Source organism: Flavobacterium sp. (genome assembly GCF_052437795.1).
Classification (GTDB): Bacteria; Bacteroidota; Bacteroidia; order Flavobacteriales; family Flavobacteriaceae; genus Flavobacterium.
On record NZ_JBQVPA010000001.1, the window covers coordinates 97,698 to 112,953 of the forward strand.

Genomic DNA, 15,256 nt, shown 5'->3' on the forward strand with positions numbered 1-15,256 from the left:
TGGGTGAATTACTAGTTTACATAGTATGATTTGACCTGTGAGAGCGGTGGTATTGCCAGATCGGTACATATTTCTTTAATGTTGTTTTCTATTATCGCACATAATGCCGTCATAGGTATATCCGTAGGTTTGTTCTCAAAAGGATCCTGCATTATGATTGCCGTTTGTTCTACTGCTATAAACATCAGTGAAATTATGATGGTAAGTAAAATTTCAAGTGCCGGATAACCGTCGTCCAGGCCAAAAGGCAATATGGATGATAACATATAGATCAGGAAGTGGATCAGCAGGCTATATGATTTTGGAAACACCGTGTTTTTTATTCTTTCACATTTTCCCATAGCATCATTAAGCCGCGCAATTGTGGTATCAATTTGGACTTGCTTATTTTCGTTCATGTTGTACGTTTTTGAAAGCAATGCCAATTGATCAGCATGCCTGTTCAAAAGTTCAGCGGGAATATTATTAGCGGTAATTTTATGCCCGTTAATATAGGAACCTACATCTGTAGAGTAGGGCGTTTTTCTAAGACTTTCACTTAGGGAATAGCACCAAATTATTTGACGCTCCGCAAATTCCTTAAGCCCAGTTTCTGATGCTGTATCAGGAAGGAATTGTTTTACCTGCCTTATCAGCGTCCTGGAATCATTCACAATTTCTCCCCAAATTTTCCTTGCCTCCCACCATCGGTCATAGGACTGCGCTGTACGGAATGCTAAAAGTAGTGAGACTATGGTACCCATAACTGAGGTGATTGGTAGCGGAATTGAAATTTTCCTAAGTACCGTATTATGGTCAAGAGTTCCAATAACAATAGCGTACGTAACGATTGCAATGACATCAATCCATATTGATTTAATAAAATATAGGATAGAATTTTTGTTATTTTTTACTAACATAATGGGTATTTTTTTTAAATCACTTTGGTATTCATAAACAGGTATGCACATATCGTCATGGAATCAGTCAGGAGATTTATCCTTATGCTTAATATTTTTCTTCCAATTGAGATACCATTTTTGGTGGTGTAACGACAATAGGAAGTATAGGGCTGCTGCACTGGCAGAGGCGATGATAAACATATTAAGTGCGACAGCCACTCCAACGGCAGATGTGCACCATACCGTCGCGGCCGTGGTAAGGCCGTGGGAAGTATTTGCAGCGCTATTGCGGTAAATGATTCCTGCCCCAAGAAAACCGACCCCGGTCACAATGTTCGCTATTACCCTTGAAGCCGCAGCGGGATCGCTTGCCAGGTGCGTCGTTATTGCCGTAAAAAGTGTTGCCCCCAGGCATACAGCTCCATAGGTCCTTATTCCTGCATCATGTCCGTGGCGCTCCCTGTCTAATCCTATGAAGGCGCCCAGTATAAAGGAAACTATCAGCTTGATTAATATAATCAATTCCGTATTGATATCCATAGGTATGATTTAACGTGTGATTTTTGCAGCCTTTCCCTTGTGTCAGGAATCAGGCACGGCGGTTGCCATGCCTGAGCCTTAGCCCTCAACGCATGTTGTCACCCGCGTTGTGGGCAATTAAACACAAACCTAGAACTACTTACTAATGCTGGTGGCCCTCATGCTCATCGCTGGAATGCTTGTGGCCTTCATGATTTTCCTCAGTTACAGCTATCAGGTCCATTTTACAGACAGGGCATTTTCCCTTGGCCTCATACGTTTTTCCCTTTTCGCATTCCATCGGGCATTCATAGGCCGGCTTGTGCATGGTAGCCTCGCTATGGTCATGGCCTTCATGTTCGGTTGCTGCTGGCTTTTCCTCTTTCTTGCCGCAAGAAACGTTTGTGAGTGTTGCGATTGCTAAAGCAATAATTACTACTGATTTTTTCATGTGTCAATAATTTAAGGTTAAGAACTAATTTAATGGCTGTGCCCTCCACCGCCTTCGCTCTTAAGCAGGTGGCTCTGAATATAATAGGCGCCTTTAAGAACGATTTTGGCATTAGGGTCTATCTTTTGGAGCAGGGAAACCTGCACATATCCGAGCTGTGCGGTACCGGTCTTAACCTCAATCCTCTGGAAATGGTAGGACTTGCCGGTGTCTTCATCATGCTTGTCGCCATCTTCATGGTCATGGCCTTCTTTTTCGTCGTGGCTTTCTTCTTTATGGCCTTCTTCAAGAACGAAGATGAATTCGCGCCCGTCTGCTTTCACAATGGCTTCCAGTGGGAGCGCCGCGACAGCGTTTGTGCCGACATCAATAAGGGCATTTACATACATACCCGGGATCAGCTTTTGCTTGTCGTTTGTGATATCCGCATGGACCGCAACCGATTTTGTATCATTCTCGAAAGATTTGCCAATACTGAATATCCTGCCGGTTACCTCGGAATTGTCCTGGTTGGTAAGGGTGAAGCGGACATTCTGGCCTTCTTTGACACGCGGCAGGTCTTTTTCATATACCAACAGGTCGACGTGCAGCTTCGAGTTATCCACGATGCTTACAAGGGGTTTTCCTGCTTCGACATTGCTGCCAAGCTTAATATTGATATCGGTGATATAGCCTGAGATTGGTGCTTTAATCGCAACTGTTGACGTAGTGGGGCCCCCGGCGCTGATACCGAGGGTAGCGAGTTGGCGCTGCAATGAATTGAAACGCGCTTTTTCAATCTCATAGTTAGCTTTTGTCTGCTGGAATACTTTCTTTGAGTTCACTTCCTGTTCGCTTAGCAATTTCTGCCTTTGAAATTCAAGCTCAAGAAATGCGAGGTTGCTTTTTGAAGTCAGGTATGACTCCTGAATCCTGGTGAATTCAGGGCTTTCAATAGTTGCTATCGTTTGCCCTTTATTAACATGCTGCCCTTCTATGACAACAATGGTCCTGACTATGCCACTGGTGTAGACCGACACATCTGCCTGGTTCTGCGGCGGCAGTTCTGTATAGCCGTTGGCATTGATTACTTCACTGAGGTTCTTTTGGGAGAAAGTGCCCAATTCGATCTTAGAACCCGTAAATTGCGCTTCATTAAGTTCGACTTCTTTTGGCCCGCCTGCACTCTCCTCCGTGTGTGCCTCGCCTTCACCTTCAGCCTCGCCGTGGTTGTGCCCGTCACCCTCGGTGTGGCGGAGCGAAAAATATACTACAAGCGCAATACCCACTACTGCTGCAAGGATGAAATATATGATACTGGATTTTTTCATTTTCTTTTATTATTGATTGATTAAGTATTGGATATTGATTACAGTCTGGTTATAGTTGCTTATCGCGTCATTGTAGTTCAGCTGTATGGCTGAGGCGGTTTCAATCCCCTGAACATATTCCACGTAGGAGATATCACCGTTCTGGTATGCCCTTGTCGCATTACTTATAATTGAATTTGCATTAGGGATTGCTGTATTGCGGTAGTAGTCGATCAGCGACTGGTAGGTTCGCAATTGCTCCGAGAGCTGTTCGAACTGGCTCACCAGCTGTGCCTGAAGGTACTCCGTATTTTTTTTCTCGACTTCGATACCTGTAGCGGCTGCCTTTGACCGCGCAACGCTGCTGCCTGCAAAGATCGGAAGGGATATCCCCACCGAGAATCCCTGGAACTGCAGTGAGCTGCCGGCGATGTCCGGCCCGTTTGGGTCCTGGCTGCCCGTTATAGACTGTATGAAATAGCCGGCTGAAAAATCAGGATACAGCGCCGATTGCAACAGCTTTCGGTTAGCCTGCGCAATGCGTACCTGGCTATTAGCGAGCTCCAGGTTTGGATTTTGCTTTACCATAGAGGAATCGGCGGCGAGAACAAATGGGAGCTGTACAAATGCCGTGTCAGATACTGTGAAATCGGACTGTAGGCCCAGCAATACTTTAAGCCTGGATTTTGCGACCTGCGCTTGTGTCCTGTGTTCCTTAATCCGTTGTTCTAGTTCCTGCTGTTTTGCGGTAGCAACCGCCTTTTCCAGCGAATTGGTTTCCCCGGTCTCGAACTTCAATGCCGCTGACATTACAAATTTCTGGAGTATGGTATTCTGTTTTTCAAGAAGCTTGATCTGCTTTTCATAGTAGCGGAGCTCATTCCATGACTGGCGGATGTTAAATTTTATTTCTTGTTTGGTTACGCCAAGCCTTGATTGGCTGGCGTTGCTGTATTCTTGTAATAGCTTTCTTCTCGGGCCTATCTGGAATGGACTGAACCCCTGGCTCACCGAAAAGTTCTTATCATTGGCCTGCGAATTGGTATTGCCAAAGGTCCCCATAAATTCAGTTTTAGGCATCTCAAATGCCGAACGCAGCATCTGGGACTGCATTTTGGTATCCAGTTGGGAGGCCTGTATGCTTTTATTACTGCTGATGCCCATCTCAAGAGCCTGCTCAATATTAAGTTGCTGAGGCGTTTGGGCACTGGCACCGAATGTGGAAAGGGACAATAATGCAAGCGTTATGATTGTAGGGATGGGCTTCCTTTTCTTTTTGCCAATTCCCTTCTCAAAATATAGGTATAGGATCGGGAGCACTATAAGGGTTAGCAACGTAGCGGTTATAAGCCCGCCGATTACTACCGTAGCCAAAGGCTTTTGCACTTCTGCTCCTGCACTTGAGCTTATAGCCATCGGAAGGAATCCGAGCGATGCTACAGCGGCTGTCATGATAACAGGACGCAACCTTACTTTAGTACCTTCCCTGATCCGCTCGTAAACATCGGTCATGCCTTCCGCCTTTAGCTGGTTGAAATAGCCGATAAGAACGATACCGTTTAGTACCGCAACACCAAAGAGTGCGATAAAACCGACGCCTGCCGAGATGCTGAATGGCATGTCCCTTAGCCATAGTGCAAAAATACCACCAATAGCCGACAGCGGTATTGCTGTAAATATAAGAAGTGACTGCTTCATGGAATTAAAGGTAAAGTACAGTAGTACCAGTATAAGGCCAAGCGCGATAGGTACCGCAATAGAAAGGCGCCTGCTGGCATCTACTAGATTTTCGAACGAGCCTCCGTACGTAGTGTAATAGCCGTCCGGCAGCTTTAGCTTGGCATCCAGCTTCGCCTGTATCTCCTCAACAATGGTCTGTACATCGCCGCCGCGTACATTAAAGCCTACAACGATCCTTCGCTTGCCGTCTTCGCGGGAAATCTGCATCGGGCCGTCCTCATAATTCACATCTGCAATCTGCTCCAGTGGAATCTGGCTTCCTGATGGAAGGGTTACAAATAGTGCCCGAAGGTTTTCAATGTCTTTCCTGCTGTTGTTATCAAGGCGGACCACCAGGTCAAAGCGTTTTTCTCCTTCATAGACAACACCTGCCGATTCGCCCGCGAAGCCCATCCTGATCACTTTATTTAGGTCGCCAATCTTTAGTCCATATAGTGCCAGCTTGTCTTTGTTGTATCGTATCGTTATTTGGGGAAGCCCGGCCACACGCTCCGCTTTAGCATCCGCGACGCCATTGACGCCCTTGATAAGCTGCACCACTTCTTCCCCTTTGCTTACCAGCATGTCGATATCATCCCCGAAGATTTTGATGGCCACGTCACTACGTACACCAGTCATAAGTTCGTTGAATCGCATCTGTATCGGCTGGGAGAACTCTGTAAAGGCACCGGGGATCTCTTCGAGTGCCTCTTCCATTTTTTCCATCAGTTCTTCTTTCGTTTCCGCCGAGGTCCATTCGCTCCTGTCCTTAAGTAGGATAATCATATCCCCAGCCTCAATCGGCATCGGGTCGGTCGGTATTTCTGCGCTTCCTATCTTGGTCACGATCATCTTTATTTCAGGGAACCTTGCTTTAAGTATCTGCTCCGCCTTGGTCGTAGCCTCAATTTCCTGCGAGAGGGAACTTCCCGAGGCAATGATCAGGTGGGTCGCAATATCGCCCTCATCCAATTGCGGGATAAATTCGCCTCCAAGGGAATTGAAGATAAACAGCGCAACGATGAATAAGGCTATTGCGACACCTATTATTGCCGCTTTGGCACGAAGCGCCTTCTCCAGCAGCGGGTTGTACACGCGGTATATCGCCTCGATGATTTTATCACTTATATTTTTCTTATGGCCTGTCTCTTTTTTCAGAGCCAGGGCCGACATCATCGGTACATAGGTTAGTGAGAGTATAAAGGCACCCAGGATCGCAAACGACACGGTTTGAGCCATAGGACCGAACATCTTGCCTTCTATACCTACAAGTGCCAGTATCGGCAGGTACACTATAAGGATGATGATTTCCCCGAATGCTGCGCTGCTTCTTATTTTGGAAGATGCCTGATAAACCTCTTCATCCATCTCCTTGGTTGTGAGCTTGCCCTTTTTGCCCACCTGCAATCGGTGTATGATGGCCTCCACAATGATAACGGCACCATCGACGATAAGCCCGAAGTCTATAGCCCCCAGGCTCATAAGGTTCCCGCTGACCCCGAAAAGCTTCATCATAGAGATGGCAAATAGTAAGGCCAATGGTATCACTGATGCAACGACAAGGCCCGCCCTCCAGTTGCCCAAAAGCAGTACCAGAATAAAGATTACGATAAGTGCCCCTTCAATGAGGTTTGTCTGTACGGTCGAGATCGCTTTATCCACCAGGACTGTCCTGTCCATAAAGGCTTCAATCTCTACACCTTCAGGAAGCGATTTTTTAATCTGCTCCATTTTTTCTTTTACGATCTTTACAATCTCTCCGCTATTTTCTCCCTTGAGCATCATAACCATACCGGAAACTTCTTCACCTTTACCATCTTTGGTAACAGCGCCATACCTTACGCCGCTGCCAATCTGTACTGTTGCCACATCACGGATAAGTATCGGGATGCCGTTTTGATTTTTAACAACTATTTTCTTGATGTCCTCAATGCCGTTCACCATACCGATGCCGCGAATGAAATAGGCGTAAGGCTTTTTGTCGATATAGGCCCCACCCGTATTTTCATTATTGACCTCCAATGCTTCAAAAATCTCGGTTATGGTGGTGTTCATGCTCTTAAGCTTATCGGGCTGTACAGCAATTTCATATTGTTTCTGGATACCACCAAGAGTGTTCACCTCTGCAACCCCCTTTGTCCCGATTAGCTGCGGTTTTATTATCCAGTCTTGTATCGTCTTAAGCTGCGTGGCATCATATTTATCTTCATAGCCTTTTTTTGGGAACACCACGTATTGGTAGATCTCACCCAATCCGGTGCTGAGAGGAGACATTTCGGGAACGCCGACACCTTTGGGTATGGCGTTTTCCGCTTCTTTAATGCGTTCTGATATCTGGGCCCTTGCCCAATAGATGTCTGTTTTTTCCTCAAACACAACTGTTACTACGCTAAGGCCGAAGCGGCTGATGGAACGGAGTTCCACTATTTGCGGGATGGACTTAACGGACTGCTCAATCGGGTATGTGATGAATTGCTCCACTTCCTGGGTAGCCAGTGTAGGAGAACTTGTAATGATCTGTACCTGATTATTGGTAATATCAGGTAGCGCATCTATCGGAAGGGTGTAGAGGGAATAACTTCCGACCCCTATTAAGACTATTGTGAATAGGCCAATAATAAATTTATTATTGATACTAAATTGAATTATTTTGTCTAACATTTTTTAAATTATAATTGATGATAAATTGGCAGGCATCTTATCTGTGGATCCTAAATGCAAATCCCTTATCTTCGGATGCGGTCGCAGTAAGTAGATGGCGGCAGGAAAACGCTGGATTGCATCATGACGGCATGCATTACCTTCCACACCGGCAAATGATGGATAGAGAAGGCTCAACGGCATCGCTGAATTGATAATTCCCATGCAGTGCTTTGCGTTTGGTTGCAAATTATTTGTGATGTACAGTGAAATAATGCCAGGCCCGTAGTACAATACCAGCCAAAATTACTAAGCAGGCGAGTACTAGAAGCACAAACTTGAATATGTGGAGTACGCGATTGTCTTTTTTGACAGGTCTTTTGGGTTTTGCCATGGCATTGGATTAATTCATTGCGAATCCATTACAAAAAACGGTACGGAAAATCCGCCCAGTTTGTAAAAAAGGAAGTCTTATGAATTAATTTGGGGCGGCTGCCAGATGCTTCCGGAAAACGATGAAGCAAAAACGGGTGTGTAATGAGGTATTTGTGGAACCGGTTGTTCTATCAGAACAGGAAAATTTAGTGTAAGTACTGTAATATTGTTAACAATCTGGGCACCGCAGCAGGCGCAGCTGCAAAAAGGTGAGCACATATCACCTTCTTTATTATGGGAATGTGTGCCTTTCTGGTCATGTGCCAATTCAATACGTGAATTCGTCGCACTGCCGTGCATTTCCGCATCTGAACATGTAATCAGGGAAAGGCCGAGGAGGTAGATTGTTAATATGAAGTGTACAATTTTCAACGCGGTAAAAGTATAAAAAAATTTGAAACATATGAATGAATCGGAAAAAAAACTAATTTGCGCTCATCCTGAGTGCCCTACCAATTGAGTGTATCCCCAAAATATATCTTCTTTATTCTATGATGCTTAAACCCCAGGCGGTGCCGGGCACTTAGGCGCTTCATGCAGTCCCTGTGCAATTATTGCGCCATAAATACGTTTAAGCACAACCGCAGGCTCGCAATTTACGATTTACAAATAAATTCCCTTATATGCATTCATGAAAATTCTGCTGATAGAAGACGAGGAAATTTTAGCCAACAGCATCAGAGGCTATCTTACAGGCAACGGCTGGCTGTGCGAGTATGTCAGTTCTGCACGGCTCGCAATGGATAAAATTTCGAGTTATGAATACGATTGTATCCTGCTTGACATTGGCCTGCCTGACGGGAACGGGCTTGCCATACTGTCGGAACTGAAGAGAAAACGCAGGCAGGATGGCGTAATTATCATTACGGCAAAGGGGGGGCTTGAGCAGAAAATAGAGGGTTTCAGCATTGGCGCTGATGACTACCTGACCAAACCCTTTGACCTTCCCGAACTGGTTATGAGGATACATGCACTGGTACGCAGAAGGCAATTTCATGGGAGTGACATAATAACGTATAATGAGATTTCGGTCGATATTGCGGCAAAGAAAGTAAGCGTGAACGGTATTGCCGTAGACATAACCAGAAAAGAAATAGGCCTTTTACTTTACCTGATCGCCAATGAAAGTAAGGTGCTGTCGAAGAGCACGATTGCCGAACACCTATCCGGGGACATGGCCGATATGCTGGACAATCATCATTTTGTATACGCACACATCAAGAACCTTAAGCGCAAGCTTGGCGAAGCGGGGTATGGCGATTATATAAAAACAGTATACGGCATGGGTTATAAATGGGCTAATGACTAAAAGATTATTACATAAGACCTTACGCTACTATGTTTTCTACTCCCTGGTAATACTGGTTGTTGCGGCAGTGCTTTTCTTTTACCTGGCCAGGATGGTCTATCGGAGTGACGCAGACAGGGAACTCTCAGTGCTTCGGGAAGAATTTGTAAGGCTTACCATCCCGGGGCTTGAACAAGGGGAGATTGCAGCATGGAATAGCTATAACAGGGACATGAAAATTAAGGGCAATAGTAAAGGGTTCGAGAGGGATACCCTTTACTACCACAGCTATTACAATTGCCTGAGCGAAAAGTACGAAAGGTACCGAGTGCTTAATTCACCTGTGCGTATTGGGGATAGGGACTACATTTTCTCAGCTAAAATCAACGTGATAGGAAGCGATGAGCTTATAATGGGTATTGTTGGAGTATTTACGATTGTTATGGCTTTGCTCCTGGTAGGTCTCCTCTTTATCACCGGCCGCCTGTCACTGACGTTGTGGAAGCCTTTCTATACCACACTGAACCAGATCGAACGCTTCGAAATTGATAAGATGCAGGCACCGGAACTTGCCATAACTGGCATAGCGGAATTCGACCGGCTTAACCAGGCCATTACAAAACTTATTGCAAAAAATACGTTAATCTATGCCAGTCATGGTGAATTTGTAGAAAACGCTTCGCATGAGCTCCAAACCCCACTCGCCATCTTTAAGGCAATGCTCCAGACTTTGGTGCAGCGGCCCGATATAACGCCGGGGCAGTTCGAACTGCTTGAAAACATCAATATTGCAGCCTCGAGGCTTTCCAAAATCAATAAGAACCTCTTGCTGCTTTCCAAGCTGGAAAGTACACAGTTTGATGCGATGGAAACGCTTTCGGTCAATGCATTAGTGGAGCGCCATCTTCCTTTTTTCATTGAGCAGGCTTCCGCCCTTGATATCGATATACAGTATGGGTCTGAGGCCCCTATATCTGTACTGGCCAATCCTGTCCTGCTTGAGATAGCCATTAATAATCTTCTGCTCAACGCAGTGCGGCACAACCGTGTCAATGGCAGCATTGCCGTCACTATCGGAGAACGATTTATAAGGATTTCAAACACAGGCGCAACTGACGCACTGGACGGCCAGAGACTGTTTGAACGATTTTCGAAAGCGAATACCTCCGCTTCAGGCAGTGGCCTTGGTCTGTCAATTGTAAAAAGGATTACCGTCCTCAATCAGTGGAAAATCACCTATTATTTTTCAGGGAGTCTGCATTTTTTTCAGCTTGAGCTATAAAATTCTAAATGTTTTCTAAATCGTATCTGAACTTTGTTTTACAAATCTCAGGTATATGTTACACAATTTCAGGCCAGCGGGCAGGTTTGACGTGCTGGCCCATTTTTCAGTATGGTTCCTCACTACTTCCTTTCTGTTGCGGATTACCTTTCTTTGCCTTGAATATAAAGAGGCTTCTCTCGGCTTCGCCGACACGCTTTGGACCCTTCTCACAGGCCTTTTCTTTGATGCAGGTACGCTTAGTTTCATACTCGTTCCGGCAGCACTTTACTATGTACTACTGCCCAACCGGTTGGTGGGGTCCTATTTTGACAGGATCGTCGTGGTCTTCTTTACCTCGTTAGCTCTTTTTGTATTGGTGCTTACTTTTTTTGCAGAGATAATATTTTGGGACGAATTCAGTTCCCGATTCAATTTTATTGCGGTAGACTATCTAATTTATACCCATGAGGTGATTGCTAATATTGAGCAATCCTATCCGCTTCCAATGCTTATCAGCAGCATGCTCCTTACTACGGGTGTATTCCTTTACCTCTTTTATAAGAGGCGGGCATTTGCCCGTACGTTCGGCAGGGGCACCCGCCTAAGATCACGTTTCATTCTATTGGCGGGAGTGCTCTCAGTGGCGGTTATTTTTAGCTGCCTGGTAAGAAACGACAATGCTGAATGGTCTGCAAACCGGTACAATTCCGAAATATCGAAGTCGGGCATCTACTCTTTCTTTGCAGCGTTCAGAAACAATCGGATGGAGTATGTTGAGTTCTATACTTCCATTGACACGGGTAAGGCTTTCGAAATCGTAAGGAGCCGTCTGCAGGGCCTGAAGGGAGGAACGAAGCGGTCCGTAAAGCGGACGATCAGGGATACATGCGGCACTCCGGAAGTTAAGAAGAATGTTGTATTTATACTTGTGGAGAGCTTTAGCGCAAGCTTTATGAAAGAATTTGGCAACGGGAAAGGACTGACGCCTTTTCTGGACAGCCTCGCCCAGGAGAGCATCTTTTTTGAAGATATGTATGCCACAGGCACCAGGACGGTAAGGGGTATGGAGGCTGTTACCCTTTGCATACCGCCAACACCGGGGCAAAGCATTGTGAAAAGGCCGGAAAACAGCGATCTCTATACCATTTCCAGTGTCTTTAAATCTAAAGGCTATGCAACCAACTTCTTTTACGGAGGCGATGGCTACTTTGATAATATGAACGCCTACTTTGGCGGCAACGGCTTTACCATTTATGACAGGGGTCGGGGCAGCATTCTGAGCGATGAGATAAAGACGGCACGCAAGAATATAAGCGACAGCGAAGTCACTTTTGAAAATGCATGGGGCATTTGTGACGGCGACATCTATACCAAGATGCTTTCGAGTGCAGACAGCCACTATAAGCGAAATGAACCATTCTTCACTTTCGTAATGACTACCTCCAACCACAGGCCATACACCTATCCGGGAAACACTGTAGATATACCTTCGGGGACGGGACGCGATGGCGCTGTAAAATACACAGACTACGCTTTGGCTGAGCTCTTCAGGAAAGCACGGGCAAAGCCGTGGTTCAGTGATACCGTGTTTATCATAGTAGCTGACCACTGCGCCAGTAGTGCGGGCAGGGATGAGATCGACATAGCCAATTACCACATCCCTGCTTTTATTGTTAACCTACGGGAAAATAACAGGAAGGTCAGCAGACAATGCTCACAAATCGACCTCTTTCCCACGTTCTTCTCACTAATGCACTGGAACTATACTTCAAATTTTTTCGGCAACGATATTCTTGATGCGCATTATGAAGAGCGCGCGCTGCTTGGAACATACAGAAAGCTGGCACTTATGAAAAAGGAAAGGGTTACAATTCTGTCTGACCAAAAAAGGCATTCCACCTATAGATGGGAAAAGGATGGGAACAGGCTGGTACCGACACCAACGAATCACATGATGCTTGACGAAACCATTTCATGGTACCAAACGGCGGATTACCTTTTTACTAACAAACTTCTAAAGTAATACTTATGGCTTATATGCACTTTATTATTAATCCTGCCAGTGGAAATGGAAGGCATTCCCTGACCGAAGCGCAGCTGCGCGGCCATTTTCCGAGCGACACCATCAAGGTGGAGTTCACATCTTACAGGGGACATGCATCGGAGCTGGCAAAGCGCGCACTGGAGGATAAGCCGGATTATGTTATTGCCTGCGGCGGGGACGGTACGGTGAATGAGGTGGCATCCTGTCTTATCAGTACGGATGTCATCCTTGGCATTTTGCCGCTGGGCACGGGAAATGGCCTTGCATCAAGTCTGGGACTGCCGTTGGATTTACGGCAATCCATTGAACTGCTCAGAGGAGGAAAGGTATCGCCCATTGATGTGGGAACAGTCAATGGGCAGCCTTTTTTCAGCAACATGGGCATATCAGCTGACGCGCAGGTAGTAAAGAGGTACGACGCTATCAAAGGGCGGTCGCTGTGGGGATATGTAAAGTCATCGTTGCTGACAGCCTTTCAGTACAGGCCCTCGGAAACAATATTCGAATACAGGGGGCATCAGGAAAAATTGCTGCCATTCCTTTTTTTCATCTCCAATGCACAGGAAATGGGGCAAGGGCTCAGCCTTACACCCAGAGCAAGCCTTAATGACGGACTTCTGGATTTGTTTATCGTACCGGAAATAAATTTTATTGAAAAGGCTGCACTGGGAATTCATATCCTGTGCAGGACAGTCCCGAAATTTAAAAAGGGAAGGGCTATCCAGTTGCGATCGTTCCTGTTGGAATTGCCGCTGCGGATTTTTGTAGATGGTCAGATTGACGGTGACCACTATTATTTCAAGACAAATAAATTGGCCATATCCGTATTGGAGAACAGCCTTAGGGTAGCTATGCCTAATGACCCTAAATCACGTTAAGGCCGCGAACAATAGAAAGGTTTAACTATTAACTTTAGAATGAGTATTATTAACAACTATAAATTTACAATTATGATGACAGACGACCGCAAAAACAGTGAAAAGCATGACCATGCAGAACATCACAGCCATGAGGAGCACCACCCGCATCCTGAACACCATGAGGGCCCGGGCCACAAGAACGAGAAGGAGCACCATAAGGAAAAGGAACATCACAAAGAAACTGAACACCATGATGAGTCGGAGCACCACGATGATTTAAAGTAATCTCCTGTAATTATCCGGCAGCCCTGTAACAGGGCTGCCTTTTTTGATTAATGGCTTGTCGATGGGTCAACAGTTATTTTAAATATATCCAGACCCCGCTTAAAGTGTAATCATGCTGGGCTTTATTCATGGCTATTGTTTGGGGAAGAAAATTTGATCTAATAAGTATAATGCGCAACTTTTTGAAGAAAATTGACAAATACATGCGTTCGGTATTGCAACGTCTTACAAAGGAGCTCAGTACAGAAATAAAGGCAGTTTCAAGCCAATTAGATTAAAGCATTATAAGGTATTACCAATAGAAAATATATCGCAGTTAGCCTTCCGAGCGCCTTTTTACTATACTTTTGATTTAAGGGAATTAGCAACAGTTATTGCAATTATAAGCTATATGAGGTGCCGACAGCGGCGTTATGCATCTAGCGGCAGTATCCGGCGTCCAAGTGATAGGACTTTTCAAAGTTTCATCCCGGGGAGTATGCGCCCTGTGGCAACGTCAGCCTAGCATTCCACACAAATAACAGTAACGTTAACAAATTATTTTCCGTTGTTTCTGCGCTACAACGCGAACAGGAGCGAAATGAATGAAAATTGTCAGATTAATTATCATAATAAATCCAATCCAAATGAAACTATTTATTACAATTATAATATGCAGTATCATATCAGTTTCAGCATCAGCGCAGGAGCACCACGACGAGCCCAGGTATGGCGGTGTTGTAGAGGAAGCAGATGGTTACCATTTCGAGATGGTAAAGTCCGGCGACCAGTTGACAATATATTTTTTTGAGGCTGCAGGCACGTCATCGATACAATATAATGGTATTGAAGCTGAGTTCACATTTGCAAAAAAATCAGCGGAAAAGGCATTTTTAGTGAAGAGTGATAAAGGTTATTTTGTCACCAGTGTTCCTGCCTCGTCCATTTTCGAATATTGCACGGTATTGCTTAACATAGATGGGCGGAATGTGTCAATAGTTTTCAGAAACCCTGATCTCAGTAGGAAAAAGAAGCATGGTCATAGTCATTAAGTAGATGCTAATGGCAAAAGACAAGGATTGCGAGACAGCAGCAAAAGGCTGCGTCAATGGTATAGTACTTCTCCAGTGTGATTTAATTATCGTACCATATTCCGACAGCATGCAGTACAGCCCAGAGCAAACTGTTCTAAGAAAACAGACCTTGAAAAAATTAAAACTGCAATAAGCAAACTTAGCTAGATGCCGATGAGGTAAAGGCAGACTCAATTGCCTATGAAGGCTTGGACGGGTGTTGTAAAAAGCGTAAGTTCGAATTAAATATTCAGTCATTCTCCGCTAAACTACTATCTTTTACTATCTTTGTAGTGAAATTATACCGTTCTTTAAATCAGCAAGTTAAGCAGGTCAAGATTGTGGCAAAATCATGGCACATGAGACTAAGAGTTATAAGAAACCCAGCAATTACGTGGGTTTCAAGGCTGGGGTTCGACTCCCATCTTGTTTTTATATTTGTGACATATAATCATATATTTCTAAGTCGGTTAAGATAATTTAATAGTTGTGGCATTTTCGTGGCAATTGATTTTAAAACATAGCAATC

13 protein-coding genes and 1 pseudogene are annotated in these 15,256 nt (G+C 45.0%); 8 read left to right on the forward strand and 6 right to left on the reverse strand.

All coding sequences use genetic code 11. The annotated features are described in order from the left end of the window. Window positions 1-11: 11 nt before the first annotated feature. The 6 genes from ACT6R0_RS00520 to ACT6R0_RS00545 all read right to left on the reverse strand — a co-directional run bounded on the left by ACT6R0_RS00520 (window position 12) and on the right by ACT6R0_RS00545 (window position 8,306). Window positions 12-899 (reverse strand): bestrophin family protein, encoded by an 888-nt coding sequence (locus ACT6R0_RS00520; RefSeq protein WP_444650310.1) that lies wholly within the window; start codon window positions 897-899, stop codon window positions 12-14. 63 nt (window positions 900-962) lie between these two features. Further along, window positions 963-1,421, reverse strand: coding sequence for an MgtC/SapB family protein (locus ACT6R0_RS00525; RefSeq protein WP_444650312.1), 459 nt, complete (start codon window positions 1,419-1,421; stop codon window positions 963-965). Window positions 1,422-1,563: 142 nt separating this feature from the next. Next, complete coding sequence (locus ACT6R0_RS00530) at window positions 1,564-1,851, reverse strand: heavy metal-binding domain-containing protein (RefSeq protein WP_099077385.1); 288 nt, start codon at window positions 1,849-1,851, stop codon at window positions 1,564-1,566. 29 nt (window positions 1,852-1,880) lie between these two features. Next, window positions 1,881-3,161, reverse strand: coding sequence for an efflux RND transporter periplasmic adaptor subunit (locus tag ACT6R0_RS00535; RefSeq protein ID WP_099077384.1), 1,281 nt, complete (start codon window positions 3,159-3,161; stop codon window positions 1,881-1,883). 9 nt (window positions 3,162-3,170) lie between these two features. Next, window positions 3,171-7,520 carry a CusA/CzcA family heavy metal efflux RND transporter gene (locus ACT6R0_RS00540; RefSeq protein ID WP_444650315.1) on the reverse strand — a complete coding sequence of 1,450 codons (4,350 nt, stop codon included), beginning with the start codon at window positions 7,518-7,520 and terminating at the stop codon, window positions 3,171-3,173. A gap of 450 nt (window positions 7,521-7,970) precedes the next feature. Beyond that, window positions 7,971-8,306: a DUF6660 family protein gene (locus tag ACT6R0_RS00545; protein WP_444650317.1), complete on the reverse strand. Its 336-nt coding sequence runs from the start codon at window positions 8,304-8,306 to the stop codon at window positions 7,971-7,973. A gap of 259 nt (window positions 8,307-8,565) precedes the next feature. On the opposite strand from ACT6R0_RS00545, the gene ACT6R0_RS00550 reads away from it, so the two are divergent. The 8 genes and pseudogenes from ACT6R0_RS00550 to ACT6R0_RS00585 all read left to right on the forward strand — a co-directional run bounded on the left by ACT6R0_RS00550 (window position 8,566) and on the right by ACT6R0_RS00585 (window position 14,881). Continuing rightward, on the forward strand, window positions 8,566-9,243 hold the full coding sequence (locus ACT6R0_RS00550; RefSeq protein ID WP_099077390.1) for a response regulator transcription factor: 678 nt from the start codon (window positions 8,566-8,568) through the stop codon (window positions 9,241-9,243). Beyond that, window positions 9,236-10,504 (forward strand): sensor histidine kinase, encoded by a 1,269-nt coding sequence (locus ACT6R0_RS00555; protein ID WP_444650319.1) that lies wholly within the window; start codon window positions 9,236-9,238, stop codon window positions 10,502-10,504. The genes ACT6R0_RS00550 and ACT6R0_RS00555 overlap by 8 nt, the downstream gene beginning before the upstream one ends. A gap of 55 nt (window positions 10,505-10,559) precedes the next feature. After that, window positions 10,560-12,509 (forward strand): LTA synthase family protein, encoded by a 1,950-nt coding sequence (locus ACT6R0_RS00560; protein WP_444650321.1) that lies wholly within the window; start codon window positions 10,560-10,562, stop codon window positions 12,507-12,509. Between the two features lie 14 nt (window positions 12,510-12,523). After that, window positions 12,524-13,408, forward strand: coding sequence for a diacylglycerol/lipid kinase family protein (locus ACT6R0_RS00565; RefSeq protein WP_444650323.1), 885 nt, complete (start codon window positions 12,524-12,526; stop codon window positions 13,406-13,408). A gap of 72 nt (window positions 13,409-13,480) precedes the next feature. After that, complete coding sequence (locus ACT6R0_RS00570; RefSeq protein WP_143874667.1) at window positions 13,481-13,675, forward strand: hypothetical protein; 195 nt, start codon at window positions 13,481-13,483, stop codon at window positions 13,673-13,675. Between the two features lie 407 nt (window positions 13,676-14,082). Beyond that, window positions 14,083-14,196: pseudogene (locus ACT6R0_RS00575) on the forward strand (hypothetical protein); the annotation flags it as partial. 105 nt (window positions 14,197-14,301) lie between these two features. Then, a complete protein-coding gene (locus ACT6R0_RS00580) occupies window positions 14,302-14,706 on the forward strand; it encodes a hypothetical protein (RefSeq protein ID WP_444650325.1) in 405 nt (134 codons plus the stop codon). Window positions 14,707-14,716: 10 nt separating this feature from the next. Continuing rightward, on the forward strand, window positions 14,717-14,881 hold the full coding sequence (locus ACT6R0_RS00585; RefSeq protein ID WP_180270110.1) for a hypothetical protein: 165 nt from the start codon (window positions 14,717-14,719) through the stop codon (window positions 14,879-14,881). Window positions 14,882-15,256 lie beyond the last annotated feature (375 nt).